The sequence below is a fragment of the Mycobacterium sp. IDUB_39 genome (assembly GCF_055419205.1).
Window position 1 is genome coordinate 1,155,622 of sequence record NZ_JBVAXF010000001.1, and the last position, 25,448, is coordinate 1,181,069.

At 68.6% G+C, this 25,448-nt stretch carries 23 protein-coding genes; 12 read left to right on the forward strand and 11 right to left on the reverse strand.

All coding sequences use genetic code 11. From position 1 onward, the window contains the following. The first annotated feature begins 3 nt into the window (after positions 1-3). The gene (locus ACZY0X_RS05365) at positions 4-1,017 is read left to right on the forward strand and encodes an acyl-CoA dehydrogenase family protein (RefSeq protein ID WP_463768556.1); all 1,014 of its coding nucleotides are present in this window, start codon (positions 4-6) and stop codon (positions 1,015-1,017) included. A 10-nt stretch (positions 1,018-1,027) separates the two neighbouring features. Here the strand turns inward: ACZY0X_RS05365 and ACZY0X_RS05370 are convergent, their stop codons facing one another. Beyond that, positions 1,028-1,873, reverse strand: a complete 846-nt coding sequence (locus tag ACZY0X_RS05370; RefSeq protein WP_463768557.1) for an arylamine N-acetyltransferase family protein — start codon at positions 1,871-1,873, stop codon at positions 1,028-1,030. Between the two features lie 102 nt (positions 1,874-1,975). On the opposite strand from ACZY0X_RS05370, the gene ACZY0X_RS05375 reads away from it, so the two are divergent. The 5 genes from ACZY0X_RS05375 to ACZY0X_RS05395 all read left to right on the forward strand — a co-directional run bounded on the left by ACZY0X_RS05375 (position 1,976) and on the right by ACZY0X_RS05395 (position 6,684). After that, positions 1,976-2,464, forward strand: coding sequence for a hypothetical protein (locus ACZY0X_RS05375; RefSeq protein ID WP_463768558.1), 489 nt, complete (start codon positions 1,976-1,978; stop codon positions 2,462-2,464). A gap of 22 nt (positions 2,465-2,486) precedes the next feature. Continuing rightward, positions 2,487-2,918, forward strand: coding sequence for a hypothetical protein (locus ACZY0X_RS05380; protein ID WP_463768559.1), 432 nt, complete (start codon positions 2,487-2,489; stop codon positions 2,916-2,918). A 157-nt stretch (positions 2,919-3,075) separates the two neighbouring features. After that, on the forward strand, positions 3,076-3,816 hold the full coding sequence (locus tag ACZY0X_RS05385; protein ID WP_463768783.1) for a 1-acyl-sn-glycerol-3-phosphate acyltransferase: 741 nt from the start codon (positions 3,076-3,078) through the stop codon (positions 3,814-3,816). Further along, the gene (gene fadD12 / locus ACZY0X_RS05390; protein WP_463768560.1) at positions 3,816-5,441 is read left to right on the forward strand and encodes an acyl-CoA ligase FadD12; all 1,626 of its coding nucleotides are present in this window, start codon (positions 3,816-3,818) and stop codon (positions 5,439-5,441) included. The genes ACZY0X_RS05385 and fadD12 overlap by 1 nt, the downstream gene beginning before the upstream one ends. Next, a complete protein-coding gene (locus ACZY0X_RS05395) occupies positions 5,425-6,684 on the forward strand; it encodes an alpha/beta hydrolase fold domain-containing protein (RefSeq protein ID WP_463768784.1) in 1,260 nt (419 codons plus the stop codon). Before fadD12 ends, ACZY0X_RS05395 begins: the two co-directional genes overlap by 17 nt. Here ACZY0X_RS05395 and ACZY0X_RS05400 read toward each other — a convergent pair. Together ACZY0X_RS05400 and ACZY0X_RS05405 are read right to left on the reverse strand one after the other, a co-directional pair. Continuing rightward, positions 6,681-8,111, reverse strand: a complete 1,431-nt coding sequence (locus tag ACZY0X_RS05400; protein WP_463768561.1) for a WS/DGAT/MGAT family O-acyltransferase — start codon at positions 8,109-8,111, stop codon at positions 6,681-6,683. The genes ACZY0X_RS05395 and ACZY0X_RS05400 overlap by 4 nt on opposite strands. 54 nt (positions 8,112-8,165) lie before the next feature. Next, entirely contained in the window at positions 8,166-9,389 is a 1,224-nt protein-coding gene (locus ACZY0X_RS05405; RefSeq protein WP_463768562.1) for an alpha/beta fold hydrolase, read from the reverse strand. A 132-nt stretch (positions 9,390-9,521) separates the two neighbouring features. Between ACZY0X_RS05405 and ACZY0X_RS05410 the strand changes: the two genes are divergently transcribed. Together ACZY0X_RS05410 and ACZY0X_RS05415 are read left to right on the forward strand one after the other, a co-directional pair. Then, the gene (locus ACZY0X_RS05410; RefSeq protein ID WP_463768563.1) at positions 9,522-11,690 is read left to right on the forward strand and encodes an acyl-CoA dehydrogenase; all 2,169 of its coding nucleotides are present in this window, start codon (positions 9,522-9,524) and stop codon (positions 11,688-11,690) included. Between the two features lie 143 nt (positions 11,691-11,833). Continuing rightward, on the forward strand, positions 11,834-13,135 hold the full coding sequence (locus ACZY0X_RS05415) for a septum formation family protein (protein ID WP_463768564.1): 1,302 nt from the start codon (positions 11,834-11,836) through the stop codon (positions 13,133-13,135). A 4-nt stretch (positions 13,136-13,139) separates the two neighbouring features. Here the strand turns inward: ACZY0X_RS05415 and ACZY0X_RS05420 are convergent, their stop codons facing one another. Genes ACZY0X_RS05420 through ACZY0X_RS05445 form a run of 6 tightly spaced genes read right to left on the reverse strand, consistent with a single transcriptional unit; the run spans position 13,140 to position 18,921 of the window. Next, positions 13,140-13,937, reverse strand: a complete 798-nt coding sequence (locus ACZY0X_RS05420) for an ABC transporter permease (RefSeq protein WP_463768565.1) — start codon at positions 13,935-13,937, stop codon at positions 13,140-13,142. Next, positions 13,912-14,844 carry a 2-aminoethylphosphonate ABC transporter permease subunit gene (locus ACZY0X_RS05425; RefSeq protein ID WP_463768566.1) on the reverse strand — a complete coding sequence of 311 codons (933 nt, stop codon included), beginning with the start codon at positions 14,842-14,844 and terminating at the stop codon, positions 13,912-13,914. The genes ACZY0X_RS05420 and ACZY0X_RS05425 overlap by 26 nt, the downstream gene beginning before the upstream one ends. Further along, entirely contained in the window at positions 14,841-16,028 is a 1,188-nt protein-coding gene (locus tag ACZY0X_RS05430; protein ID WP_463768567.1) for an ABC transporter ATP-binding protein, read from the reverse strand. Before ACZY0X_RS05430 ends, ACZY0X_RS05425 begins: the two co-directional genes overlap by 4 nt. A gap of 2 nt (positions 16,029-16,030) precedes the next feature. Then, positions 16,031-17,071 carry a 2-aminoethylphosphonate ABC transporter substrate-binding protein gene (locus ACZY0X_RS05435; RefSeq protein ID WP_463768568.1) on the reverse strand — a complete coding sequence of 347 codons (1,041 nt, stop codon included), beginning with the start codon at positions 17,069-17,071 and terminating at the stop codon, positions 16,031-16,033. A 27-nt stretch (positions 17,072-17,098) separates the two neighbouring features. After that, positions 17,099-17,779 carry a phosphonatase-like hydrolase gene (locus ACZY0X_RS05440; RefSeq protein WP_463768785.1) on the reverse strand — a complete coding sequence of 227 codons (681 nt, stop codon included), beginning with the start codon at positions 17,777-17,779 and terminating at the stop codon, positions 17,099-17,101. Positions 17,780-17,805: 26 nt separating this feature from the next. Next, a complete protein-coding gene (locus ACZY0X_RS05445) occupies positions 17,806-18,921 on the reverse strand; it encodes a TIGR03364 family FAD-dependent oxidoreductase (protein ID WP_463768569.1) in 1,116 nt (371 codons plus the stop codon). Between the two features lie 108 nt (positions 18,922-19,029). Between ACZY0X_RS05445 and ACZY0X_RS05450 the strand changes: the two genes are divergently transcribed. The 4 genes from ACZY0X_RS05450 to ACZY0X_RS05465 all read left to right on the forward strand — a co-directional run bounded on the left by ACZY0X_RS05450 (position 19,030) and on the right by ACZY0X_RS05465 (position 22,894). Beyond that, positions 19,030-19,569: an HD family phosphohydrolase gene (locus ACZY0X_RS05450; RefSeq protein WP_463768570.1), complete on the forward strand. Its 540-nt coding sequence runs from the start codon at positions 19,030-19,032 to the stop codon at positions 19,567-19,569. Beyond that, entirely contained in the window at positions 19,566-20,261 is a 696-nt protein-coding gene (locus ACZY0X_RS05455; RefSeq protein WP_463768571.1) for a GntR family transcriptional regulator, read from the forward strand. The genes ACZY0X_RS05450 and ACZY0X_RS05455 overlap by 4 nt, the downstream gene beginning before the upstream one ends. Positions 20,262-20,398: 137 nt before the next feature. Further along, positions 20,399-21,952: an HNH endonuclease signature motif containing protein gene (locus ACZY0X_RS05460; protein ID WP_463768572.1), complete on the forward strand. Its 1,554-nt coding sequence runs from the start codon at positions 20,399-20,401 to the stop codon at positions 21,950-21,952. A 36-nt stretch (positions 21,953-21,988) separates the two neighbouring features. Further along, positions 21,989-22,894 (forward strand): alpha/beta hydrolase, encoded by a 906-nt coding sequence (locus tag ACZY0X_RS05465; RefSeq protein ID WP_463768573.1) that lies wholly within the window; start codon positions 21,989-21,991, stop codon positions 22,892-22,894. 15 nt (positions 22,895-22,909) lie between these two features. Here ACZY0X_RS05465 and ACZY0X_RS05470 read toward each other — a convergent pair whose 3' ends face one another. Further along, a complete protein-coding gene (locus ACZY0X_RS05470; protein WP_463768574.1) occupies positions 22,910-24,217 on the reverse strand; it encodes an amidohydrolase family protein in 1,308 nt (435 codons plus the stop codon). After that, the gene (locus ACZY0X_RS05475; RefSeq protein ID WP_463768575.1) at positions 24,211-25,437 is read right to left on the reverse strand and encodes a CoA transferase; all 1,227 of its coding nucleotides are present in this window, start codon (positions 25,435-25,437) and stop codon (positions 24,211-24,213) included. The genes ACZY0X_RS05470 and ACZY0X_RS05475 overlap by 7 nt, the downstream gene beginning before the upstream one ends. Positions 25,438-25,448 lie beyond the last annotated feature (11 nt).

The following is a 25,448-nucleotide window of genomic DNA, read 5'->3' on the forward strand; positions in this document are numbered from 1 at the left end:
GGCATGACAGACGAACTCCGCCAGCTGGTCGACGACATCGGCCGCCGCTCGTTCGACGAGCGCGCGGGGCAGCACAGGTTGCCGGCGGCCTTCGACACCGCCCTGTGGCGCACTCTGGAGGAGACCGGGCTGACCCGGTTGACCTCCGCCGAGGGTGCCGGACCGACCGAGGTCGCCACCGTCCTCGGCAGCCTGGCCCGCTATGCCGCCGCCGTGCCGATCGCCGAAACCGACCTTCTCGCAGCATGGTTGGCCGACCAGGCCAGCCTCCCGGTGCCCACGGACGGGCCCATGACCGTCGCGATCGCCCGCGGTGAGGCGATCGACGGGCGGCTGGTCGGCACGGCCATCGACGTTCCGTGGCCGGACTCGCCTGCGATGCTGCTCGCGGTCGGCACCTCCGCGGCCACCCACGTCACGGTGTGCTCAGGCGCCGAGGCCACCACCTCACACAACCTGGCCGGCGAGCCCCGCGGCACAATCGGTTTCGATCTCGCGGTCGCGGACACGGTACGCCTGCCCACAGGCGTGTACGACGAACTCATGCGTCGCGGGGCGTGGGCGCGCAGCGTGCAGATCGTCGGTGCGTTCGACGCCGCAGCCGAGCTGACGGCGGCACACACGCGTGAACGCATCCAGTTCGGTCGCCCACTCAAGGCCTTTCAGGCGGTCCAGCACTCCCTCGCCGGCATGCTGGGTGAGATCGAACGCGCCAGGGCGGCAACCGCATTGGCGGTGGCCGCAGCTTCTGACCACGGTTTCGGCAGTGATCAGGCCGAGTTCGCGGTCACCGTCGCCAAGGTGGCCGTCGGCCGGGCAGTCGGTCCGGTCACCACCATCGCCCACCAGTTGCACGGTGCGATCGGTGTGACGATCGAGCATCAGCTCTGGCTGGCCACCATGCGCGCGCGCAGTTGGTCCGATGAGTTCGGCAGCGCCGGACACCACGCCAGGCGGCTCGGACGTCGCACGCTCGCCGCCGAGGACCCCTGGGATCTCGTGGTCGGCGGACCCTAGCCAGCGGTACTCAGGTGTCTAGCACCTGGGTCAACCTCGCCTCGACGACGCTGCGGCCACCGAGATCGTCGATATCGATGCCGAACGTGCCGGCGAGGACGTCCAGCACCTGCGCCGCGGTGTCGAACCGGATCTTCTCGCTGCCGTTGGCGCGATGAATCGCCAGATTGCGGCCGCGCAGGTTGTAGCGCGCCTCGTCGGTCACCAACGCCGCAGTGAGACCCGTGACGAAGATTGACGACGGATGCGTCGAGACGTACCAGCTGCCGACCTCCAAGTCGATCTGCGGCCGTGGTTGCGTGGTGAACACATACAGCGACTGCCACGTCTCGCGGACCTGCGCACACAGCATCAGCTGCGCACCGTCCTCGACAATTCGGTAGGGCTCGTGCCGGGTCTGCTGTGTTGGGCCCACCACCAGCCGGATCGGGGACGACAGGGTCTGCCCACCGAACCCGACGTCGACGAGGAAGGGCTGATCGTCTCCGGGCACCGTCACCGACAGCACCTGGTGTGTCTTCGCCGGGAGCGGCGCATCGGGTTCTCTCATCCACACCACCCGTCCGGTGATGCGCTCGACACCGAACCCCAGCGCGTCCAGCACGAAGCCGAACAGCCCGTTGTGTTCGTAGCAGTAGCCGCCCCGGCGGCGCGCCACGAGCTTGTCCTCGAGCACCACCGGTCCCAGCTGATCGACCGGCACACCGAGCACGGGGTCGAGGTTCTCGAAGGGAATCGTGCGGCCGTGCGCCGCCACCAGCGCGTGCAGCGTCTCCTCGGTCGGGCTCGTCGGACCGTCATAGCCGATTCGGGTGAGGTAGGCGGCCGGGTCGAGATCAGGGGCGGCTTCGGTCATGCCCCCATGGTGCGGCCTCAACTCGGGTTCAGGTCAACTTCACACCCACGATGTGACCCTGACTACTGCACGCGGTGCCCGAGAGGCGCAGTATGGAGTCAAATGACCAAATTGACGCACACGGTGATACTCGCCATGGCCCTGTCGCTCATGGCCATCAACCCGGCGACAGCAGCGGCGAGTCCCGAGCAGGCCGGCGCCGCGCAGATGCCTATGACCGGCAAGTGGCGCGCCTGCGACTTCACCTTGATGAAGTGGCCAGCCGCGACCGGCGATGCGCGCCCGTTCGCGCAGGTCAGCTCGTCGGCGGGCACCGTCACCGCCAACGTCACGATCCACACCGCCGTGCCCAACACCCACTATGACGTGCGGGTGATTCAGACACCGCGGCCATCCATTGGCTGCGGACCCGGCGCTCCCGGCGTGATCGCCGGCGGCTTACAGACCGATGGCACCGGCGTCGGTGGCGTGTCCCTGGTCGGCCCGGTCGCAACCGACGCGACCGGCGCCTGGGTGATCGTGACGCGGCCGGCGGCGCACTCACAAACGCCCGCGGAGTTCTACACCACGACCTTCATCGCCGCGATCTAGCCGGACACCAGTGTCGATCCGAGTGTCTTCGAGGTGGATTCTCGTCGCCGCGACAGCGTTGCTGCTGACGGCCGCGGGGTGTTCGAGCGACGACCCGGCGAGCACCGTCCCGCCGGGACAGCCGAGCGCCTCGTCGTCGCAGCCCACGCCGGGCCAGGAGCCCGCCGACCCTGGCACCGCCGAGCAGGGTTCCGCCGACATCGGCCCGCTGCCGCCGCTCGATTCCAAGAGCTGCATTGACGTGACCAGCGCCAACCTCGACCTCGCGGTGGCCACCAACGCCGATCAGGCGCGAGCTGCCGCCGACATCATCGCGGGGTTCGGACCGCCCGCGTCAATAACCGAGGCACTCGAGCACTTCGTCGGTACCGGCGGCGTCCACTTCGATGACCCCGACTACGGCGACTACAACGCCCGGATCGACGACTGGGTCAAGGCGGTCTGCCCGCTGTAGCTGCTGAGGATTTCCCCCTCGGCCGCGATCCGGTACCCTAAAACTAGAACACGTTCCAATTTGCCCAGGGGGTTCCGTGAACGCGAACGACGTCAGCCCGTCAGAGATCGGCTCGTCTGAGATAACGAAGTGGGATCCGGGCCTCACCGAGCGCGTCATGGGCCTGCTCCGCCCGCTGATCAAGGGGTACCACCGTGCCGAGGTGCGGGGCCTGGACGACTTCCCGGCCGGCGGCGCACTGGTCGTGGGCAATCACTCGGGCGGTTTGTTCGCGATGGACGTGCCGGTGTTCGCGACGGGCTTCTACGAGCGGTTCGGCTACGACCGCCCCGTCTTCACGCTGAGCCACGACATCATCTTCACCGGACCCACCGGCGATTTCTTCCGCAAGACCGGTTTCATCGGTGCCAATCACGAGAACGCCGACGAGGCGCTGCGAGCAGGCGGCGTCGTCATCGTGTTCCCCGGTGGCGACTTCGACGTGTACCGACCGACGCTGTCGGAGGACAGGATCGACTTCGGCGGTCGCACCGGTTATGTGCGCGCCGCGATCAATGCCGGTGTGCCCATCGTGCCCTCGGTGTCGATCGGCGGTCAGCAGGCGCAGTTCTTCCTGTCCCGCGGTGAGTGGATGGCCAAGGCGCTGCGCCTGGACAAGCTGCTGCGCGTGAAGATCCTGCCCATATCGTTCGGGTTCCCGTTCGGCTTGAGCGCCGTGCTGCCCGTCAATCTGCCTCTGCCTACCAAGATCGTCACGCAGGTGCTGCCCGCCATCGACATCGTCGCCACCTTCGGCGAGGACCCCGATGTCGACGAGGTCGACGCCCACGTTCGGCACGTCATGCAGACCGCGATGGACGAGCTCGCCAAGGAACGCAAGCTGCCGGTGCTGGGCTGATGGAGCGGCTCACTGGTCCCCTCGGATTGGTCTCGACCATGGTGCGGGCCGGCGTCATCGCCCCGCTGCGACCCGACAAGTACGTCCGGATCGCGGCGGCGATGGCACGCGAGAAGATGGGCATCACATCGGGTTTCGCGGCGGCCGCCCAGCGGTGTCCGGATCGCCCCGGTCTCATCGACGAGATTGGCACGCTGACCTGGCGCGAGCTGGACGAGCGCGCTAACGCGTTGGCCGCGGCCCTGCAGACGCTGCCCGTCGAGGTGAAGACCGTCGCCATCATGGCCCGCAATCACCGCGGCTTCGTGGACTCCCTCATCGCCGCCAACCGCATCGGCGCCGACATCCTGCTGCTGAACACATCGTTCGCCGGTCCGGCGATGGCCGAGGTCATAGCCCGTGAGGGTGCCGACGTCGTCATCTACGACGAGGAGTTCACCCCCACCGTCGACCGGGCCCTGGCCGATTCACCCGGCACACTGCGCATCCTCGCCTGGACGGACACCGAGAAGCACGCGCGCACCGTCGAGAGGCTGATCCGGTCGCATCTCGGCGCACAACCCGAGCCGGCCAAGACCAAGGCACGCACGATCCTGCTGACATCGGGCACCACCGGAACGCCCAAGGGCGCCAGCCACTCCGGGGGTGGGCCCGAGACGCTCAAGGCCATCCTCGACCGCACCCCGTGGCACACCGAGGAGACCACGGTGATCGTCGCGCCGATGTTCCACGCGTGGGGCTTCTCGCAGTTGGCGTTCGCCGCATCGATGGCATGCACCATCGTCACGCGCCGCAAGTTCGACCCCGAGGCCACCCTGGCTCTCGTCGACACCCACCGCGCCACCGGGCTGTGCGTCGTCCCGGTCATGTTCGACCGCATCATGGATCTGCCTGCCGCCGTGCGCGCCCGCTACAGCGGACGGAGCCTGCGCTTCGCCGCGGCATCGGGCTCACGGATGCGACCCGACGTGGTCACCAGCTTCATGGACCAGTTCGGCGACGTCATCTACAACAACTACAACGCCACCGAGGCCGGCATGATCGCCACCGCGACACCGGCCGATCTGCGCGCCCATCCGGACACCGCGGGCAGGCCTGCCGAGGGCACCGACATCAAGATCCTCGACGGCGATCTGCATGAGGTTCCGACCGGTGAGGTCGGCACGATCTACGTCCGCAACTCGACACAGTTCGACGGCTACACGAACGGTGCCACCAAGGACTTCCACCAGGACTACATGTCCAGCGGCGACGTCGGCTACCTCGATGCCGTGGGCCGGCTCTTCGTGGTCGGCCGCGATGACGAGATGATCGTCTCCGGTGGTGAGAACGTATATCCCATCGAGATCGAGAAGACGCTCGCCGGCCACTCCGACGTCGCCGAGGCTTTCGTGCTCGGCGTCGACGACGAGCAGTACGGGCAGCGTCTCGCGGCGTTCGTCGTGCTCGTCGAGGGCGCGTCGACGACCGGTGACGCACTCAAGGCGCACGTCCGGGAGAACCTCGCGAACTACAAGGTGCCGCGGTCCATCACCGTCCTCGACGTCCTGCCCCGCGGCAGCACTGGCAAGATCCTTCGACGTGACCTCCAAGAACTCCTCGCGACGGATGGCGATGAGGCGTAGGCGAACCTATCCCCTGCTGCGGGCGACCGCAGAGCTGGCCAACGCCGCCAACGCGCTTCGGCCGCTGGGCCGCGATGGCTACATCACGCTGCCGGTCTTCGCGTTCGGCTGGCCGACCAGCGAGGCCGCCCCCGTGGTGGCCGGGGCATCGGTGGCCGACGCCATCCGGCGAGGCATCCGCGGCGATTTCAAAGGACCACGCGGGCGGATCGCGCTGACGCTGACGGCCGTCTCCTGGGGGGTGCTCGCATACGTGTACCGCCGCAGCGCCCAATCGCAGAGGTACTTCGAGGATCCCCTGGCCGAAGCGCTGGGCGAGAACTACGGCGCGATCGCCGAACGGGAGCGTCGCCGTCGGCCGGGCGGTGTCGTTCGCACGTCGTGGAGCCGCCGCCAGTACGTCAAGAAGGCCGACATCGTCCGCTACGGCCCGCACCGCCAGAACGTGGCCGATATCTGGCACCGCGCCGACCTGCCCCTGGACGGTAAGGCGCCGGTGCTACTGCAGGTGCCCGGTGGGGCCTGGATGATCGGTATGCGGCGCCCGCAGGCGTACCCCATGCTGAGCCACATGGCCGAGGAGGGCTGGGTCTGCGTGTCGATCGCCTACCGGATCAGCCCGCGCCACACCTGGCCCGCCCACATCGTCGACGTCAAGCGTGCGCTGGCGTGGGTCAAGGAGAACATCGCCGACTACGGCGGGGATCCCGACTTCGTGGCCATCACCGGGGGCTCGGCAGGCGGCCACCTCACGGCGCTCGCGGCGTTGACGCCCAACGAGCCGCAGTGGCAGCCCGGATTCGAGTCCGCCGACACCTCTGTTGTGGCCGCGGTGCCGATCTACGGCCGCTACGACTGGTTCTCGCGCAAGGGCTCGGGCCGTCCCGAGTTCATCTCGATCCTGCAGCGCTTCATCGTCAAGATGCGCCTCGCCGACAACCGACAGGTCTATCTCGACGCCTCCCCCATCACCAAGGTCCGACCGGATGCCCCGCCGTTCTTCATCCTGCACGGCGAGGATGACTCCATCATCCCCGTCGGAGAGGGCCGTGAGTTCGCGAAGGCGCTCGAGGAGAAGTCCGACGAGGTCGTCGTGTACGCCGAGATCCCGCACGCGCAGCACGCATTCGACTTCTTCGGCTCACCGCACGGCCACTTCACGGCGACCGCTGTGGGCCACTTCCTGGATTGGGTGAAGGCCAAGCACGCACCCGCGCCACCATCGGAGACGACTGAGGGCTAGCTGGTCCGATCCTGGGCCATCGCGGACTCGATGACCGTCAGCTCCTCGGAAAGTCCTGCCGCGCGCCGGATTTCAATGAAGGCGTCGATCATCGCATCGGTGAGTTCATGCGGATCCGACAGCGTGGCGCCATCGGAGAGAACCGAGACGTTGAGCTGGTCGACGTAGCTCCACACCGTGATGTTCAGACCGCTTCCGGTGGTCAGCGGGCCCACCGAGTAGATCTCGGTGACAAGTGCACCACCGACGCGACCGTGCTCCCGGGGTCCCGGCACGTTCGAGATCGGCAGGTTGAGCACCTTGTTCTGGCCGTCCTTGTTGGCCAGCCAGCGGAACAACGCCTCGGCGGGGGCGGGCGGGAAGTACGCCGACCACCGGCTGACCAGTTCGGGCCCCATCAGGTGGTTGGCCTCCTTGGCGTCCACCGCACCATCGTGCACGGCCTGCACGCGAGCCAGCGGATCTTCGAGGTGGATGGGCAGCACCATCATGACGCCGGTAAAGCGGTTACCCGAGATTCGCTCCCGGGAGAAGTCGAAACTCACTGGTACGGAAGCCAACAGCGGATGATCGGCCTGACCGTCGTGGCTCAGTGACAGCTGACGCAGCGCACCCGCCGAGATCGCGAGCACCATATCGTTGATGGTGACGCCCAGGTGCTTGGCAGTCTCCTTGACATCAGCCAGCGATAACGTCGCCGTGGCGAACTTCCTTGTGCCGTCGACCATGTGATTCATGAAGTTGGGCGGCGGAGTGAAGGGTCGGGTCAGCTCGGGCGACAACTTGCGCGAACTCTTGGACACCCGACGCATACCCTGCGCTGTGTAGCGCATCACCCCGGGAATCCGACCGATCTGGCGCACATGGTCGGCGAACGCCGTGCGGACCAGCTCTCCGCCGCCGGGCGCCGGATCGGTGGCATACGAGTCGCGATCGGACTGCGGGCCAGATTGCAGGTCCATGCCCCGCGCCAGGAGGTTGGCCGACGCCACCCCATCGGCCAGTGCGTGATGGATCTTGCCGAGGACGGCGATGCGGCCGCCCTCCAGTCCCTCGATGAGGTACATCTCCCACAACGGACGACTGCGATCGAGCTGCGTGCTGGCGATCTTGCCCACCGCGTCGTCGAGTTCGCGCCGCCCACCCGGGCTGTCCACCCGATAGGACCGGACGTGGTATTCCAGGTCAACCGGGCAGTTCTCGCGCCACATCGGGTGATGGAACTTGAACGGGATATCGACCAGTTCGTATCGGAACGGGTCGAGCTTGTAGAGCCTGCCGTGGATCACCTGACGAAACTCGTCGATCCCGAACGCCCTGCCCTTGAGCTCGGAGATGTCGATCACCGCGAGCTTGAGGGTGTGCATGTGCACGGTCGGCGTTTCGGAGTACAGCAGTACCGCGTCCCAACCGCTGAGCCTTTTCACCTCGTTACCTCCACCTACGAGAGCTTGCGCGAGGGGACATTGACCATGCGTGAGCTATATGACTTTCTTGGATCCTAATACAGTCTGGTTTCGGTGAACCTGGTTGAGGAACAAGCCGATTGCTGTGGCCATCGGCCCCGTGCGGGCGCCGTCGGTCATGTCGAAGCCGTGGCCTGCGCCGGGCAGTTCGACGTAGCTGACGACGGCACGCGACACGCGGCGCAACCTCTCGACGAAGTCGCGGGCCTGCTCCACCGGGATGACGGTGTCACCTGAGCCGTGCACCACGAGGAACGGCGGGGCATCGGGGCGCACCCGCGCGATGGGCGAGGCCTTCCGGAAGATCTCGGGATGCCTGTCGATCTTGCGCTTCACGACGACGCGCTCGAGGAAGTCGACGAAGCGGCTCCGCTCGACCGTGGAGCGGTCCTCCCAGTCGTAACGACCGTAGATGCCGATCACCGCGTCCACCGACGTGTCCGAACCCTCGGGCAGCTCAGTCTGCATCTCGGGATCATTGGCCGTCAGGCCGGCCAGCGCGGCCAGGTGGCCACCGGCCGACGTCCCCGCGATCGTCACGAAGTCGCGGTCACCACCGAACTTGTCGACGTTGGCGCGAGCCCAGGCGATGGCGGTCTTGACGTCGGTGATGTGTTGGGGCCAGGGGTTGTTCGGCGCGACACGGTAGTCGATGGACAGGCACACCCAGCCCATCTCGGCGAGATGCGACATCAGCGCGTAGCCCTGCAGGATCCTGCTGCCATGCACCCAGGCACCGCCGGGAACGAACAGCATGACGGGGGCGGGATGGGTGGGCAGCTCCTCGCTGCGCCAGACGTCCAGCAGCTGCGACGGGCTGTCCCCGTAGCGCACCGAGGTCCGGTACACGTTGCGGCGGTGCTCCAACGCCTTCCACACCGGCGGCGTCTTGTCGGGGGCAGGCCATTCGCCGTCGAGCGAGTCGGAGGAGACGACGCCGCGCAACGCGGTCTGCGCGACCGAATTGGCCATATCGCGCTCCTGCTTGCGAACCTCACCGATACCCGGCGTGCACCACGACTTCGCCGCGGCCGCAACGAAGTCCGGCACGTGTCGCACGCCCCAGATGCTCATCGCTGTCATGCCGCCGAGCGGCTCGAGGTGCTTACCGACCACAGGCAGCGACGCGGCACCCACACTCATGGCCAACAGATAGTCGGAGGGGCCCGCGGTCATCAGCCAGCGGGCGCGCGTTGTCCAACTCGGTCCGGGGTACCGGGTGTCCGGTCGTGCCGTCATGGCGCGAGCGTACCCCGGCTACTCGCCGGTAAACGACAACTCCGAGAAGCTGTCTACCGGCAATTCGAAGCCGCCGCCCTTGTGACCCGGATCACATGATCCGTCTGCGCTTTCGGGTGGTTAGGTCAAGCCGTGAGCACCTCAGCGCTAGCCATCACCGAAGAACACCGCGACCTCGCCGAATCCGTATCTGGCCAGCTCAGCAGGCTGGGCAGCCGCGCCGCAGCCCGCGCCACGCTCGACGGCGGGCCGAGCCATCCGGCGAACCTCTGGTCGGCGGCGGCCGATCTCGGCTGGCACGGCCTGGCGATCGCGGAGGACGTCGGCGGGTCCGGCTTCAGCCTGGCAGAACTGGCCGTGGTGCTGGAGGCCCAGGGCCGCGAACTGTCCCCGGGCCCGTTCCTGCCATCGGTGGCCGCGGCGGTGGTCATCGACCGGTGCGGGTCCGACCCGCTTCGCGCCGAACTGCTTCCGGGCCTGGCCGCCGGCACCACCGTGGGCGCGCTCGGGCTCTCCGGGACCGTCGTGGTGGACTCGGACCGCCTGGTCTCGGGCGAGTGTCCTGCCGTGCTGGGCGCGCCGGACGCCGGACTGCTTGCGATCCTCACCGGTGATGACGTCGTGGTCGTGGACGCCGATGCCGACGGCGTGACGGTCACCGCATCGACGCCGCTGGACACCACCCGCAGCATCGGTTCGGTGGCGCTGCGCGGCGTCGCCGTGGACGAGTCTCGGATTCTGCGGGGCGCCGCGCGCAACGCACGCACCGTGTTCCGCATTCTGGCGTCCGCCGAGGCAGTCGGAATCAGTTGGGCCACCTTGGAGATGGCAGTCGAGTACGCCAAGGTCCGCGAGCAGTTCGGCCGCACCATCGGAACCTTCCAGGCGGTCAAGCACCACGCCGCCAACATGCTCGTCAACGCCGAGCAGACCACTGCGGCGACGTGGGACGCCGCCAGGTCCGAGGACCTCGACGGCGCCTGGTTCGCCGGCGCAGTCGCCGCGTCACACGCCATCCGAACGCAGATCCTCAACGCGCAGTGCAACATTCAGCTGCACGGCGGTATCGGCTTCACCTGGGAGCACGACGCGCACATGTATCTGCGCCGAGCCCGCACACTAGCCGCCCTCATCGGCGACGGTGCTGACCCACTCCTCGACGTCGTCGCCGGGCAGCGCAGCGGTCAGGCCCACGGCGCCTCGTTCGCGTTGCCCGCCGAGGCCGAGGTGCACCGCGCAGCAGCCCGTGAGGCCGTCGCGGCCGTGCGCGCATTGCCCGCCGATCAGCGGCGTGACTACCTGGTGGACTCCGGATACCTGGTCCCACACTGGCCTAAGCCATGGGGCCGCGCGGCCGACGTCCTTGAACAGCTGGTGATCGAGGAGGAGTTCAGCGACATCGAGCGCGCCGATATGGGGATCACGGGCTGGGTGACGCTGACAATCGCGCAGGCAGGCAACGACGATCAGCGCGAACGCTGGGTCGAACCTGTGCTGCGCGGCAAGGTCATGTGGTGCCAGCTGTTCTCCGAACCCGGTGCGGGCTCGGACGCGGCGGCCGTCCGCACCGCGGCGAAGCGCGTCGAGGGCGGCTGGCGCGTGACCGGCCAGAAGGTGTGGACGAGCCTGGCCCAGCAGTGCCAGTGGGGGCTGGCGACGGTGCGCACCGACTTCGAGGCGTCCAAGCACGCCGGTGTCACGATGATGGCTATCGACATGAGTGCACCGGGCGTGACGGTGAACCCGTTGCGCGGCATGACGGGTCACGCACACTTCAACGAGGTCTTCCTCGACGACGTGTTCGTTCCCGACGGTGATGTGGTCGGTGACGTGAACCGGGGTTGGCTGGTCGCTCGCGCCACGCTGGGCAACGAGCGGATCTCGATTGGCGGCGGCTCGTCGGCACCCACCGGATTCAACGCCGACGACCTGATCAAGCTGTTGGACTCGGTGGCACCCGAGATCGCGGCCGCACATGTCCTCCGGGCGGGCGAGGTGCTGGCGGAGGGCCACACTCTGCGCCTGCTCAATCTACGGCGGGTCACCAGGGCCATCGCGGGTGCCGAACCCGGCCCGGAGGGCAACGTCACCAAGTTGCTGCTTGCCGAGCAGTGCCAGCGGCAGACCGAACTCGGCATGGACCTTGCGGGCGTCGCCGCGGTGGTGGGGATGACACCGTCACTGACCATGGGCTACTTCGGGAACCGGGCCATGACCATTGCGGGCGGCACATCGGAGATCACGCGCAACACCATCGCCGAACGCATCCTCGGTCTCCCCAGGGACCCCCTGCTCAAGTAACGAATACGCGCCAACCTGCAAACGATGCGGCGTCCTCGGATAGCGCGCCGCGGCGAGCTGTGCCAGGCTCTGAGGCCGTGCCTTCCAACCGCCCCTGCCGTCCGGCCGAGCCATCGGGCGCACTCATGGTGCGGGCGTAGCCGGTGGCGGAGTCAGACCTCGACGCGGCACTGGCAGCCATCGCGCGTAAACGTTCGGAGTGTTTGGGTTCGGACGGCGAGCAGCGAAGCGCCCAGGCGAACAAGCGCGCCACGCTGGGTCTGGTGTTGGTGTGCCTACTGATTGCGGCCGTGCTCGATCTGACTCTGTCCTCGCCGACGCCACGGGAGACGTTGGCCAGGGACAGCCGCGCGAGCACGGTGTTCAGTAACGCCGAACGGGGTGCATGCCTGAGTTGGCCGCTCGATGAGCCCGACAAACCGTCCTTTGTGCAGTGCAGCGGCGACCACGTGTTCGAGGTGGCGAAGTCGGTGGTGATGGACAACTTCGCCGAACCGTGTCAGCAGGCCGTGCAGGAGTATCTGGGGTCTCGGTATGACCCCGACAGCAGATTCACCATCACTGTCCTGTGGGCGGGCGACGCGGGCGCGCAGCCGGCCGACCGCCGGCTGTTGTGCGGACTGCAGTTGCTCGGAGTCGGCGGGAAACCCGTTCTGTTCAAGGGGGCCGTCGCCGATCTCGACCAGTCGAAGGTGTGGCCGACGGGTACCTGTCTCGGGGCCGACGAGGCCGCACGGCGCTCGACCGACCTGCCGGTGGACTGCGCCCAGCCGCACGGAGCCCAGGTCACGGGCACGGTAAGCCTGGCCGAGCGCTTCCCGGTCGGCACGCCGACGGAGATCGACCAGGACGTCTTCGTGCGCGCGGAGTGCACCCGGCTGGCGGACGCCTATCTGGCACCGGGAGGGCTCGCGAAATCGCATCTGGCACTCGAGTTCAGCCCCATCGCGCGGACCAGTTGGGCCGCCGGAAGCCGACAGGTCGCCTGTCGCGTCGCCCCGCAGCCGGGTGAGGCGTGGCGGCCGTTGGTCGGCAGCCTGGCACCCCAGCAGAGCGATATCCACGCGCCAGCGCCGTTGGCCACGCCCGCCCCTCAACCGGCTCCGACCTCTGAACCGGCTCCGACGCAGCCGCCACCGGTGTATCAGGAGCCCCTGGTCCCGGTGCCCTCGGCCACCACCACGGCACCCGCACCTACGACCTCGGCGCCCCCCACGGAGCCGCCCACGGAGCCGCCCACAGCGCCATCGACATCGCAGAGCCCCACCCTCGGTCCACCGCCGGGCCCGGCCCCCGGCGAGGCGCTCGCACCGGAAGTGCCCCCGCCCAACGTGGTTCAGGTTCCCGGGCTGGCGCCGATCACACTGCCCTTCCCCGCACCTGCGCCGCCGCCTGCTCCTGTTCAAGCACCGCCCCCAGGCCCTGCGCCGGCGCCCGTGCCGTAGCGACTCAGCGCAGCGCGGCGCGTCCCCGGATGCGACCAAGCAGCACCAGTGCGAGCAACGTGACCACCAGCAGCACCGTCGTGCACGCCGCGGCCTGGAAGGCCTGGCCGCGGTCCGTCAACGCGAAGATGCTGACCGGCAACGTCTTCCACGTCGCCGGGTAGACCATCACGGTCGCGCCGAGTTCTCCCATCGACAGGGCGACGGCGAGACCCGCGGCCGCCCCGAGTGCGGGCATCAGCAGCGGCAGGGTGACGCGCACCAACACCCGGAACGGCCCGGCACCAAGAGATTCCGCGGCCTGCCGGTAGGACGGGTCGAGCCGATCGAGCGCGGCGGACACTGCGCTGAAGGCGAACGCCAGCACCAACACGGCGTGCGCCAGGATGACGATCCACCGCGTACCACCGAGCAGCAGGGGCCGCTCATTGAACGCAATGAGCAGACCGAGGCCGATGGCCACCGACGGCACCGCAATGGGGAGGTGGAACGCGGCGTCGGTGACGCGGCGCAACCACATTGGCGCCTCTCGCGCTGCCAGCGCCGCCCATGTGCCAAGGACCAGGGCGGCACCGCCGGAGACGAAGGCGGTCTGCAGGCTCACCGAGAGGCTGGCCAGGTGCTCCCCCGACAGCGCATCACCGACATGTGTGAATCCGAGGTTCGACGGCAGCGCGCCGGTCCACGACCCCGCCAGTCCGGCGAGCACCACGGTGACCAGCGGAGCGATGAAGACCACCAGGACGACGATGACGAAGACGCCGATCAGGATGGCCCTACTTCGCGGAGTCCACAGCAGCATGTGTCGTGTCCCCTCTCGTGTCGTTGCCTCGGCCCGTCACGACGCGGGCGAAGATGACGCGGTAGATGATGTAGAGCGAAAGGGACAGTGCGATCTGCACCGTGGCGATCACGGCGGCGCCCGGCAGGTCGAACGTGACGATGCCGCGGGTGTAGATCAGTACCGGCAACGTGATCACGCCCTTGGCCCCGGTGAACAGAACGATGCCGAACTCGTTGAGCGTCAACAGAAGAACCAAGCTGCCGCCGGCCATCAGCGCGGGCCACGCCTCCGGCATGATCACCGATCGCAGCACCCGCCACGGTGAGGCGCCGAGGCTGGCCGCCACGTCGAGTTGGGCGCGCGGCAGCATCGAGAACGAGGCCAGAAGCGGACGGATCACGAACGGCGTGAAGAAGGTGATCTCGGCGGCGATGACCCCGGCCGGCGTGTAGAGGAAGTTCAGCACGGGTGAACTCGCGCCGGTGAGCCCGGTGAGCACCGCGTTGACCGCACCCGCGGTGCCGTAGAGAAACGTGAAGGCGAGCGTGATGAGAAATGATGGCAGTGCCAGCACGGTGTCGATCAGGCGGCCGATGACATTCGAGCCGGGAAAGGGCACGAACGCCAGCACGATCGCCAGAAATGTGCCCAGGATCAGGCATCCCAGCGTCGACGCCACCGCGATCGAGACTGTGCGCCACAGGGCGTCGCGGAACACCTCGGAGGTCAGGACGCCGGCCCACGTCGATGCCCCGCCGCCCACACTGCTGGACGACAGCGATTCCAGGCTCACCCGGATCAGCGGGTACACCACCGCCACGACCACGATCAACAACGGTGGCACCACCCACAACGCGGCGAACGACCGTGGCGGGGACGGGGTCTGCGGCGCCGTCGCCGCGGGCTGTTCCAGTGTCGCGGTCACGACGCGGCCTGCACCAGGACGCCTGCGGGCTCGGGGAACCGCACTCCGACCTCACTGCCGAGCTCGAATTGGGTGCCCGGGCCGACGCTCCCGGGTACGTCGACGTCGATCAGCTGATCAGCGAGACCGCTCACCGACAACACCAGACGCGTAGTCGCGCCACGCCACACCGCGGCCTTGACCGTCGCCCGCAGCGCGTCGCGGTCGCCGAGCGACACGACCCTTATCGCATGCGGACGAATACACAAGAGCGCCTTCGACTCCGGCGCCCAGTCGAAGCGGCCGACCGCTGGCTGGGGCGCCACGGCGTTGACGGTCTTGTGCGCGAACGTCACCAGCGCCGAGGTGCCGATCACGCGGCCGACCGTGCACGGAATCAGGTTGGCACCGCCGAGGAAGGCGGCCGTGAAACTCGTTGGCGGCCGCTTCCACAGGTTCTCCGCGGTGTCCACGTCCATCAACCGCGCGTTGTTCATCACGACGATCCGGTCGGCCAATGCGAGCGCCTCGCACTGATCGTGCGTGACGTACAGCATCGCGGTGTCGGGCAGCGCCTCCTTGAGCCGCTGCAGCTCGGCGAGCATCGACTGCCGCAACTGGGCGTCGAGGGCCGCCAGCGGTTCGTCGAGCAGAAGCACCCTGGGCCGGATCGCCAACGCGCGAGCGATCGCGATCCGCTGTTGCTGACCGCCGGAAAGCTCACGCGGAAGCCGTTTTCCGTAGGAACTCATGCCGACCATGTCGAGCGCCTCGGCGACGCGCGCCGCCACCTCCGCACGGCGCACGCGGTGGGCCTTCAACCCGAAGGCGACGTTATCGGCGACCCGCATGTGCGGGAACAACGCGTAGGACTGCAGTACCACCCCAATGCCGCGGCTGGCGGGTGGCAGGTTGGTGACGTCACGGCCGGACAGTCGGACCGAACCGGATGTCGGGCGCACGAAGCCGGCGAGCGCGTTGAGTGCGGTCGACTTGCCTGACCCGCTGGGCCCCAGCAGTGCGACCGTCTCACCGGCCGCGACGCGCAGGTCGAAGTCGATCAGCGCACTGGTCGCCCTCTTGCCCCGGCCGTAGGTCACCCCGACGCGATCGAACGTGATTGCAGGGGCCTGCGTCTCGGCGTGCTGGTGTTGCGCGCGTTGTCCGCTCGCCGTATCGGTCCGGCCAAGCCCGATCTCGGTCATCGTCAGCTACCGGTGACCTTCTGGTAGGCAGCGAGATCGGCGTCGAGGTCGGCCAACACTGCGTTCCAGTCCGGCACCCAGACATCGACATCCTTGATAACCCCCGCAGGGGTGTTCGGGCCGGCGTCCTTCTGCGACTCCGCCAGGAGCGACTCAAGCACCGGGATGCCGAGCGCGTCGGGGGCGACGGTCTTCTGCACGTCCTCCGACACCAGGAAGGCCAGCAGCTTCTTGGCCCCGTCGGCGTGCGGTGCGCCCTTGGTCACCCCTGCCACATAGGGCAGCGAGATCGTGGTTCGCTTACCGTCGGCCGTGGCCGGGATGAAGATGTTGAACGTGGAGCCGTCGTCCTTGATGGAGCCCAGGTTCATCTGCACGTCGCCGTTGGCGACCAGAAGCTCACCGTTGCTCACTTTGGGCTGCAGCTTGCCGGTGGATGAGGACGGTCCGACGTTGTTGGTCTGCAGCCGGCCCAGATAGTCCAGTGCGGCAGGCCTTCCCATGAGCTGCTGAAGCAAGACCAGCACGGCCGTGCCGTCGCCGGCCTGTCCGGGAGTCGAGTACTGCAGCTTGCCCTTGAACTCCGGCTTGAGCAGGTCGTCCCACGTGGCGGGCTGCGGGTCGGCGCTTGGGTTGGCGATGAAGCTCAACGCGTTGTCGACGATGGGGACGTAGTTGCCGTCCGGGCCGATCTGGTCGGCCGCAATCCCCTTGGTGTCGACACCGCTGGCCTGCAGCAGCCCGGATTCGTTGGCCCTCTGAATAAAGGGCGGCAGGGTGACAAGCAGGTCGGCCTGGGGGTTGGACTGCTCTTTCTCGACGCGCGACACCACCTCACCGGAGCCTGCCTCGACGATGTTGACGTTGATGCCGGTCTCTTCGGTGAACTTCTTGAACTGCGAGTCATACCAGGTGGCCAGGCCGTCGGCGCTGTAGACGGTGAGGGTCTCGCCGTCGCCCGAACCCGACGACCCCGTGCCGCCACAGGCGGTCAGTGCGAGGGCGGCGACCGAGACCGCGGCCAGGGCCTTGCTGAGCTTCATTATTTTCACTGGGTGCCTTTCGAGGATTCAGCGGTTGGCGAGGAGAAGATCGGCGAAGTCGGTGACGGACCCGACGACATGGGTGGCGCCCGCGGCGCGCAGTTGGGGCTCGGTGTGAGCACCGGTGAGCGTGCCCGCGGCAATGGCGCAGCCGGCGCGTAGTGCGCTGTCGACGTCGCTGCTGGTGTCGCCGAGCGCGGCGACACGCGTGACCGCATCGGCCTGCAGGCGGATCAGCGCCGTCAGGATCAGATCCGGATATGGCCTGCCACGCACGCCGTCACCGGGTGCCAGCACGATGTCGGCCAGCGACTGCCAGCCCAGCGCGGCGAGCAGCTTCTCCTGAGTCGTCCCGCTGAATCCGGTCGTGAGCGCCACCTTGATACCGGCGTCACGTAGCCGTGTGATCGCCTCGGCGGCACCGTCGATGGCCCTCGCGTTGCCATTGTCGATCGCGGCTTCATACGCGTCCTCGAAGGCCGCATTGGCACGCTGAGCGAGATCCTCGGCGCCGAACAGTGCACGGAAGACCGTGATCTTCGACTGGCCCATGGTGTCGATGACGTACTGCCGCGCACGGTCGCGCTCGGGTCCGGTCTCGGGCAGGCCCGCCGCTGTCGCCGCCGCCTCGAAGGAGGCCACCACCAGGCCGTCGTCGGCGACGGTGGTACCGGCCATATCGATGACGGCCAGTTGAATGTCGTGAATGTCTCGGTTTATCACGGGTTTTCCTCTCACAGGTTGATCAGGTCGGCGGTCTGTTCGGCGATGACCGGCCCGAGCGTCATGCCTCGGCCGCCTGGCCCGGTGATCACCCAGACGCCGTCGGAGGCCTCGGTGCGGCACACCAGCTGGTCAGGGTCGATGCACTGGCTGTAGACACCGGCCCAGCGGTGCCGGACGGCGGGCAGCGGGCGGCCGAGGAACTCCTCGACGAGCGCGACGAGGTAGGCGTATGGCGGTTCCGCCACGTCGAACGCGAACGGCTCCTCGTACTCGTGGGTGTCACCGATGGTGAGCCCGCCGTGCAGGCGTTGCACACACAGCAGTTGCATGCGGTGCTCACTTGCCACGGGATCCTGAGGTTCGTTGTCCCGCAGCGCATCAAGTGTGGTTCCCGCGAACCCGGGGTAGTAGCGCAGGCTGTCACCGTCGGCGATCGCGGTGGTCAGCGGCTCGCCGAAGGGTTCGGTCTGCATCATCTGCAGGCGGACGCGGCGTACCGGGAGGTCACCGGCCAACTCCCGGGTCAGGCCGCCATGGGCCGCACCCGGACACACCAGGACCAGATCACCGTCGTGCCGCTGCCCCCGGTCGTCCGTCACGGATCGGCCGTCGACCGACCGCGCCTCGGTCCCCGGCCGGAAGTCGTACCTGCCGGTCGCCGCGAGGTGAGCGCGGATCGCGGGCAGGGCCTGCCGGGACTCCACGGCGGCGTCCCTTGAACAGTGCAGTCCGGCAAGGAACTTCCCGCGCAAGGCCGGGTTGAGCTGGCGCGCGCGATCCGGTTCGAGGAGTTCGAATCCGCGTCGGGGCGCGTCGGCCCGGGCGGCGACCTCCTCGGCGACCGCGACCTCGCGCGGAGTGCGCAGCAGCGTCAGCGACCCGGCGGGCCGGAACCCGACCCCGGGGACGTCGGCGCCGATTCGCTCCCACAGTTCACGCGAACGCAGTGTCGCGTCGAGTTCAGCCTCCGCGCGACCCGAGACCCACACCAGCCCGAAGTTGCGCACGGTCGCACCGCGCGCCTCGAACTCGCGTTCAAGGTGGGTGACGTGGTGACCGCGCCGCACGGCTTCCAGCGCGTGGGCGGTTCCGAGGATTCCGCCTCCGATGATTGTCACTCGCATTCGTGGCACTTTTCAACGTCAGAACGAAGGCGACCCGTCCACACGGTGTGCACGATGGGAACTCCAGGTTAACAATTGGTATAGACCAATTGGGGTACTGTGTGGCCCATGATGGTGATTGACGAAACCGCCACTCTCCTAGCGTCATTGCGCGGCGTCTGGGATGAGGAGGCGGTCGACGAACTCGACCATGCGCTTCAGTCGGCGGCCCGCGCCATCGAGGATGGCGCAGACGACGAGCTCGTCCTGGCCGCCGCACTGCACGACCTGGCACACAGTCCGCTGTTCGACGCCTCGGCGACCGCCAGGCACGACGCGACCGCCCGGGAGTGGCTGACCCCGCGGTTCGGGACACGGGTCGGGTGGCTGGCCGGTGCGCACGTCGCCGCCAAGCGCTACCTGGTCGCCACCGATGCCACCTACGGCACAACGCTCACCGCGACGTCGGTGGCATCGCTTCACGCACAGGGCGGGGCCGACATCGACACCGCCCTGCTGGAGAACCCCTGGTGGCCCGACGCGCTTCGGCTGCGGCGCTACGACGATGCCGCAAAGATCCCCGGGGCGCATGGTGCGACAATCGGCGACGTGCTGGCGATCGCGGACCGCGTTATGCGGCAACGTGAATCGAGACAAGGGGAACGATGAGCAAGCCACACGCCATTCGGAATGCGCTCGACGACGTGCTCGACGGCCTGGTCGCCGGCGATTCATTTCCGCCCGAGCGCGAACTCGCGTTGCGCTTCGGCGTCGCGCGCGAGACCGTCCGACAGGCCCTGCACGAGCTACTCGTCGCGGGACGCATCGAGCGGCGCGGCCGCGGCACAGTCGTCTCGGCTCCGAAACTGGTGCAACCACTTTCGCTGAGGTCCTACACCGAGGGCGCGCTGCGGATGGGCCGTCAGCCCAGCCGTGTCCTCGTCACCTGGGAGGACATCACGCCCACCGCGGAACTGGCGGAGGCACTGGAGGTACGCGAGGGCGATCCCGTGATGCACCTCGAGCGCGTGCTCCTGGCAGACGAACAGCGCATCGGGCTGGAGAGCACATATCTGCCGCGGCATCGGTTCGGCGACTTCACCGAGACGTTCGACCCCTGCACATCGCTGTACGCCGCCGTCCGAGCGACCGGTGTCGAGTTCGGCTCCGCGGTCGAGCGCATCGAGACGGTGCTGGCGACGCCGCGCGAAGCCGCACTGCTGGAGTCGACGACGGCGATGCCGATGCTGCGCCTGCATCGCCGTTCACTGGACACCGAGGGTCGACCCATCGAGGTGGTGCGCTCGCTCTACCGCGGCGACCGGGTGGCGTTCGAGGCGATGCTCAGCGATCGGGACTAGCCCCGGGTTGGGGCGCAATAGCATGGGGCTCTGACATTTTCACGTTCCGGTCACCGGGTTATCCACAGTCGCGAGTTCATCCACAGATCGCAGTTTGGCCGTGGCGCGCGTTGACGGATTCGCATAGATTCGTACACATGTTCGATGAGTTGGTGACCCTGGCCGCGAGTGCTGCCGCCGGCACTGCGGTGGCGGCGTGGGCGCGCGTGGAGGCCGCGGCGTGCGCACGGCGGTACGTGGCGATGGTCGCCATTCTCGATGCGCGCTATCGCGCTGACGGGTCCGCAGAGCGCGAGCAGTGGTACCTGGACAACTGGGGTGCGGTCTGCGCCGAGATCGCTGCGGCACAACAGATCACCCCCGGGGCAGCCTCCCATCAGCTGCTGATCGCCAGCGCGTTACGCGACCGCCTGCCGAAGGTCGCCGCGGTGTTCGCCGACGGACTGGTGTCACACCGGCTGGTGTCGGCCATCGTGTGGCGCACCGCGCTGATCAAGGACCCCGACGCGCTGGTCTCCGTCGACTCGGACCTGGCCGATGCGATCACCGACTGGCCACCGATGTCAGAGCACAAGACGATCACAGAGATCGATGTGCTCGTCGAGCGCCACGACCCCCACGCGGTGCGGCGCACCCAGAACCGGGCGCGCGGTCGGTCGGTGAACATCGGTCTTGACGACGCCGGCGGGCTTGCCACACTGTGGGGCGAGCTGTTCGCCCCCGACGCCAAGGCCCTCGACAACCGGCTCGGCACGCTGGCCACCACTGTGTGCACCGGTGATCCCCGCACGATCGATCAACGTCGCGCCGACGCCCTCGGCGCGCTGGCCACCGGCGCGGACCGGCTGACCTGCATGTGCGGCGATCGCGATGGCTGTGACGCCACCTCCGCGGCCCGGGCACGCGGTTCCGCCGTGGTCTACGTCATCACTCACGACGACACTCTCGCCAAGCAGAGTGAGGCGGCAGCGCGCCATGACGCCGCCCTCGACGGACAGCAGCCTCGACTCTTCGACAAGCCGGTGCGTGAGCTCACCCTGGCCGAGGCCCTGCGCGACGACGATCCCGGCGAACCCGCGGCCACCGCACCCGGGGTGATGCTCGGCGGCCCCGTCCTGGCCGGCCCGATAATCCGCCGACTGGCCCTGACCGCGAGAATCAAACACGTCATCCACCCGGGAGCGGCACCGCCCGAACCCGGCTACACCCCATCGCAGAAGCTGGCCGACTTCGTCCGCTGCCGCGACCTGACCTGTCGCTTTCCCGGCTGCGACCACCCCTCCGACCGCTGCGACCTCGACCACACCATCGCCCACCCGGCCGGTCCGACGTGTGCGTCAAACCTCAAGTGCCTGTGCCGATTCCACCATCTACTCAAGACATTCTGGAGCGGTCAGGGCGGCTGGCGCGACCGCCAAGACCCCGACGGCGCCGTTATCTGGACAGCACCGAGCGGACAGACCCACACCACCCGACCCGGCAGCCGGCTGCTGTTCCCATCGTTGTGCGCACCCACGGCTCCGGTGGCCACCACTACCGCCGCGCGGGGCACGGTCGCCAACACCGGTCTGACCATGCCCCGTCGCCAGAGCAGCCGTGCCGAGGACCGTAGGCGACGCATCGAGCAGGAGCGCCAACTCAACGAGGACCTCGCACTGCTGGCGATGGCCGACTCCAGCCCACCGTTCTGATCAGGAGCCACCGGTCCGGCCAGTAGGGTCGGCGGGGTGAACGCCTTTCACCCCGAACTGCGGCGCGCCGCTCGTTTGATCCCACGCACGATCATCACGCCGCACTCGCTGCCGGTACTGCGCAGCCTGGCACGGCTTCCCGGCCGCAAGCACCGTCCCGACGTCGAGGTTCTGACGCTCGCATCCGGGGCCGGTGTTCGACTTCACCGACCACCCGGTGTCACCGCGCCGGGTCCGGGGCTGGTGTGGATACACGGCGGCGGCTACGTCATCGGCAGCGCAAGCCAGGACGACGCCCTCTGTCGCCGGTTCGCGCGCGAGCTCGGCGTCACCGTCGCGTCGGTCGAGTACCGACTGGCCCCCGAGCACCCCTACCCCGCGCCGCTGGAGGACTGCTACTCGGCGCTGGCCTGGCTGTCGGGGCTTCCAGCCATCGACTCCACGCGTGTGGCGATCGGCGGGGCGAGCGCGGGCGGCGGATTAGCGGCCGCGCTGGCACTGCTGGCCCGTGACCGCGGCGAGATCGACGTCGCGGCACAGCTTCTGGTGTACCCGATGCTCGACGACCGCTCAGCCACCGCCGCCGGCCTCGACAATCCGCACCACCGGCTGTGGACTCAGTCGGCGAACAGGTACGGCTGGGGCTGCTACCTCGGTGATGCCGACCCAGAGGTCGCCGTCCCGGCGCGCCGCAACGACCTCCGCGGCCTGCCGACGGCATGGATCGGCGTCGGCACGCTGGATCTGTTCCACGACGAGGACCTCGAATACGCCGACCGGCTCCACGAAGCGGGCGTCGGCTGCGACGTCGAGGTGATCGACGGCGCGTTCCACGGTTTCGACGGGCTGGCGCCGAAGGCGTTGGTAACGCGGGACTTCGTCGCCGCGCAGATCGAGTTCCTCCGCCGGACCCTCGCCCAGAGGGAACCGGTGGACGCCTGAACTCGGAGCTGAGGCCTAGCGCCCAGCCTCGTAAACCACCTTGCCGTCCACGATCGTCGCCGCGACCTGGCCCGCCTCCAGTGCGGCGAGGAGGTCAGGCTCGTCTGCTGCGATGAGGCACAGGTCGGCCGGCTGGCCGGGCGCGATGGTGCGCTGACGCGTCGGCCGCTCGGCCTCGCCGAAGAACAGTTCCAGCGCCGTGCGCGCCGCAACGGCCTCACCCGATCCGAGGAGGGTGCCCGACGCCGTTGTGCGGTGCACCGCGGCCCGCATCGCTGCCCACGGGTCGGCATCGCCGAACGGCATATCGGTCGACAACGCGACGCCGACGTTGGCGGCCCGCAGCGTCGCCAGTCGCCAGAGGTGTGGCTGCTCGTCGACGTCCACGTCGGCCAGGTACTGATCGCCCCTCTCGCAGACGAAGTTCGGCTGCGTCACCACCGTCACGCCGAGTTCGGCGAGGTCGGTCAGGCAGTCCTCGGGGACGACGGCCGCGTGTTCGATGCGGTCACCCGGCACCGTGCCCACCGAACGCAGGGCCGCGATGGTGACCACCAGCTGGGCGGCCGTGACGCAGTGCACGGCGACCGGCCCCCCGGCCCCATGGCGCGCACCGATCCACGCCTCGAGTTCGGCGAGGTCCAGTGCGTCGTCGTGCAGGATGCGCTTGCCCGGGGCGAGGCAGTGCACCCGTTGCAACAGCTCACCGTGCTGGTGCGCCTCGGCGAATTTCACCACGTCGTCGATCGTGAGATTCGGTGTGGCGTCGGTGACTCCGGTGACGCCGAGGGATGCGAGTCGTCGACTCACCTCGGCCAGGCCGGACTCCCGGCGTTGCAGTGCAGTCGACCAACTCGAGTCGGCGCTCTTGAGCCTGCCGTCGGGGTGATCGGCGAGTCCGACCCGGACGAGCCCGGCGGTGTTCAGGGTCCACAGCACTCCGCTGCGGTGTTGCACCCGCACCGGCGTCGCGGGTGACACCGCGTCGAGAGCCGTCCGGTCCAGCGGCCCGGCGACGGCCTCGTGATAGCCGATGGCCCTGATCCAGCCGTCCTCGCCGAGCGTGGCTCCCGCGAGCACCGCGGCGAGATCGTCATGGCCCGCCACCTCTCGCGGACCCACCCGCACCGACGACAACGCAGCCGCGGCTGAATGCAGGTGCACGTGGTGGTCGTGCAGGCCCGGGATGACGGTCCGGTGGGCGGCGTCGAGTACCGGCTCCCCCGTAGTCGGGGCGAGCGTCGCTGCCACCTCGACGATCTGCTGCTGCATCCGGATGTCGACGGTGCTCCCACCGAGGAGCTTGGCGCGCTGAATCAGCATGGAGTGAGCCTTCTTTCGTCGATCAGTCGGTCCACGTGGGAGTTGTCCGCGCCGAGGTCAGAGACGGGTGGCGAGGGATATGGCGCTGCGGGCGGGACGACGGGCACCGACCACTCGCCCGCCACCGTCGGTAGCGCGGCGTAGCGCGCGGAGACGGCCGCCATGGCGAGCTGGATGACCTCACCGCCGCCGCGGCGCAGGGAATCGACCACCGCCACAGCGGCGTCCAGACCGGTCAGCGGATCGCCGACGGCGTCGGCGCAGAACACCGGATCGCGCGCACTGCCTGCGACCAGTCCGCCTGCCACGGCGGCGTCATCGCCGAAGGCGACCCGGTTCGCGTCAGCGCCGTCGGTGCCATACCCCGTGATCGACAGCCACACCCTGCCGTCACGCGCGCCGATGTCATCGGGCCCCATGCGCCGGCGCGCAAGCCCAGCGGGCCGCGACGCCTCGATGACGATGTCAGCCACCTCGAGCAAGTCGCGCAACCGGGTCGTGTCGGTGAAATCGGCGGCATAACAGAGCTTTCCGCTATTCATCCAGTCGAAGAAGGCGCGCGAACCGGATCTGGTGCCATCCGGCCGGGCCCGGCTCTCGACCTTCACCACCGTGGCGCCCGCCTGGCCGAGCAGCATCGCGCAGGACGGCCCGGCCCACATCGAGGACATGTCGACGACGAGCAGCCCGGCAGGGGTGCGGGGCGCCGTCAGCCGTCCGACCCGGCGCACGACCGGATCGGCCGGGACCGCCTCCCCGAGGACCGCGGCGGGAAGATCCAGCAGTCGGGCACGCTCCACCACCTCGACCGGCGACCTACCCGCGGCCCACGACTCGAGTGCTCGCCAGGGATCATCGGACGCCACGTCCGCCTCCACCACCGCAGGCACGGCGTCGACGTCATCTGGCCGGGACAGCGTTATCGCACACCACCCGCCGCCCGCGCGGAGCAGCCGTGTCGCGCCGCCCGCGGACACCTGACCGGCGCGGGTCAGACCCAGCAGCGCGGCGCGGCCGGCCAGTAGCGTCGCGGCGTCGACCGCGACCCCGGTCCCGGCGCTGAACTGAGCGGCAATGGATCTGGCGTGCGCGAGGACGCCGGCGCGGCTGAAGTCCGGCGGCCCTCCTGGCGGGCCCGTGAGGTACGCGAGCCCGCTGGCCCCCCAGTCCCTGGCCTGCGCGTCGATCGCGCTGCGCTCGGGGTGCACGGGGCCATCCATGAGGCCCATTG

What these genes read in the sequence shown, in the direction of transcription:
- ACZY0X_RS05445 (WP_463768569.1), bottom strand. Translation starts at nt 18,921, where the DNA reads ATGCGAGTGACAATCATCGGAGGCGGAATCCTCGGAACCGCCCACGCG.
- ACZY0X_RS05365 (WP_463768556.1), top strand. Translation starts at nt 4, where the DNA reads ATGACAGACGAACTCCGCCAGCTGGTCGACGACATCGGCCGCCGCTCG.
- ACZY0X_RS05405 (WP_463768562.1), bottom strand. Translation starts at nt 9,389, where the DNA reads ATGACGGCACGACCGGACACCCGGTACCCCGGACCGAGTTGGACAACG.
- ACZY0X_RS05455 (WP_463768571.1), top strand. Translation starts at nt 19,566, where the DNA reads ATGAGCAAGCCACACGCCATTCGGAATGCGCTCGACGACGTGCTCGAC.
- ACZY0X_RS05420 (WP_463768565.1), bottom strand. Translation starts at nt 13,937, where the DNA reads ATGCTGCTGTGGACTCCGCGAAGTAGGGCCATCCTGATCGGCGTCTTC.
- ACZY0X_RS05460 (WP_463768572.1), top strand. Translation starts at nt 20,399, where the DNA reads ATGTTCGATGAGTTGGTGACCCTGGCCGCGAGTGCTGCCGCCGGCACT.
- ACZY0X_RS05430 (WP_463768567.1), bottom strand. Translation starts at nt 16,028, where the DNA reads ATGACCGAGATCGGGCTTGGCCGGACCGATACGGCGAGCGGACAACGC.
- ACZY0X_RS05435 (WP_463768568.1), bottom strand. Translation starts at nt 17,071, where the DNA reads ATGAAGCTCAGCAAGGCCCTGGCCGCGGTCTCGGTCGCCGCCCTCGCA.
- ACZY0X_RS05385 (WP_463768783.1), top strand. Translation starts at nt 3,076, where the DNA reads ATGGGCCTGCTCCGCCCGCTGATCAAGGGGTACCACCGTGCCGAGGTG.
- ACZY0X_RS05375 (WP_463768558.1), top strand. Translation starts at nt 1,976, where the DNA reads ATGACCAAATTGACGCACACGGTGATACTCGCCATGGCCCTGTCGCTC.
- ACZY0X_RS05370 (WP_463768557.1), bottom strand. Translation starts at nt 1,873, where the DNA reads ATGACCGAAGCCGCCCCTGATCTCGACCCGGCCGCCTACCTCACCCGA.
- fadD12 (WP_463768560.1), top strand. Translation starts at nt 3,816, where the DNA reads ATGGAGCGGCTCACTGGTCCCCTCGGATTGGTCTCGACCATGGTGCGG.
- ACZY0X_RS05395 (WP_463768784.1), top strand. Translation starts at nt 5,425, where the DNA reads ATGGCGATGAGGCGTAGGCGAACCTATCCCCTGCTGCGGGCGACCGCA.
- ACZY0X_RS05450 (WP_463768570.1), top strand. Translation starts at nt 19,030, where the DNA reads ATGATGGTGATTGACGAAACCGCCACTCTCCTAGCGTCATTGCGCGGC.
- ACZY0X_RS05470 (WP_463768574.1), bottom strand. Translation starts at nt 24,217, where the DNA reads ATGCTGATTCAGCGCGCCAAGCTCCTCGGTGGGAGCACCGTCGACATC.
- ACZY0X_RS05475 (WP_463768575.1), bottom strand. Translation starts at nt 25,437, where the DNA reads ATGGATGGCCCCGTGCACCCCGAGCGCAGCGCGATCGACGCGCAGGCC.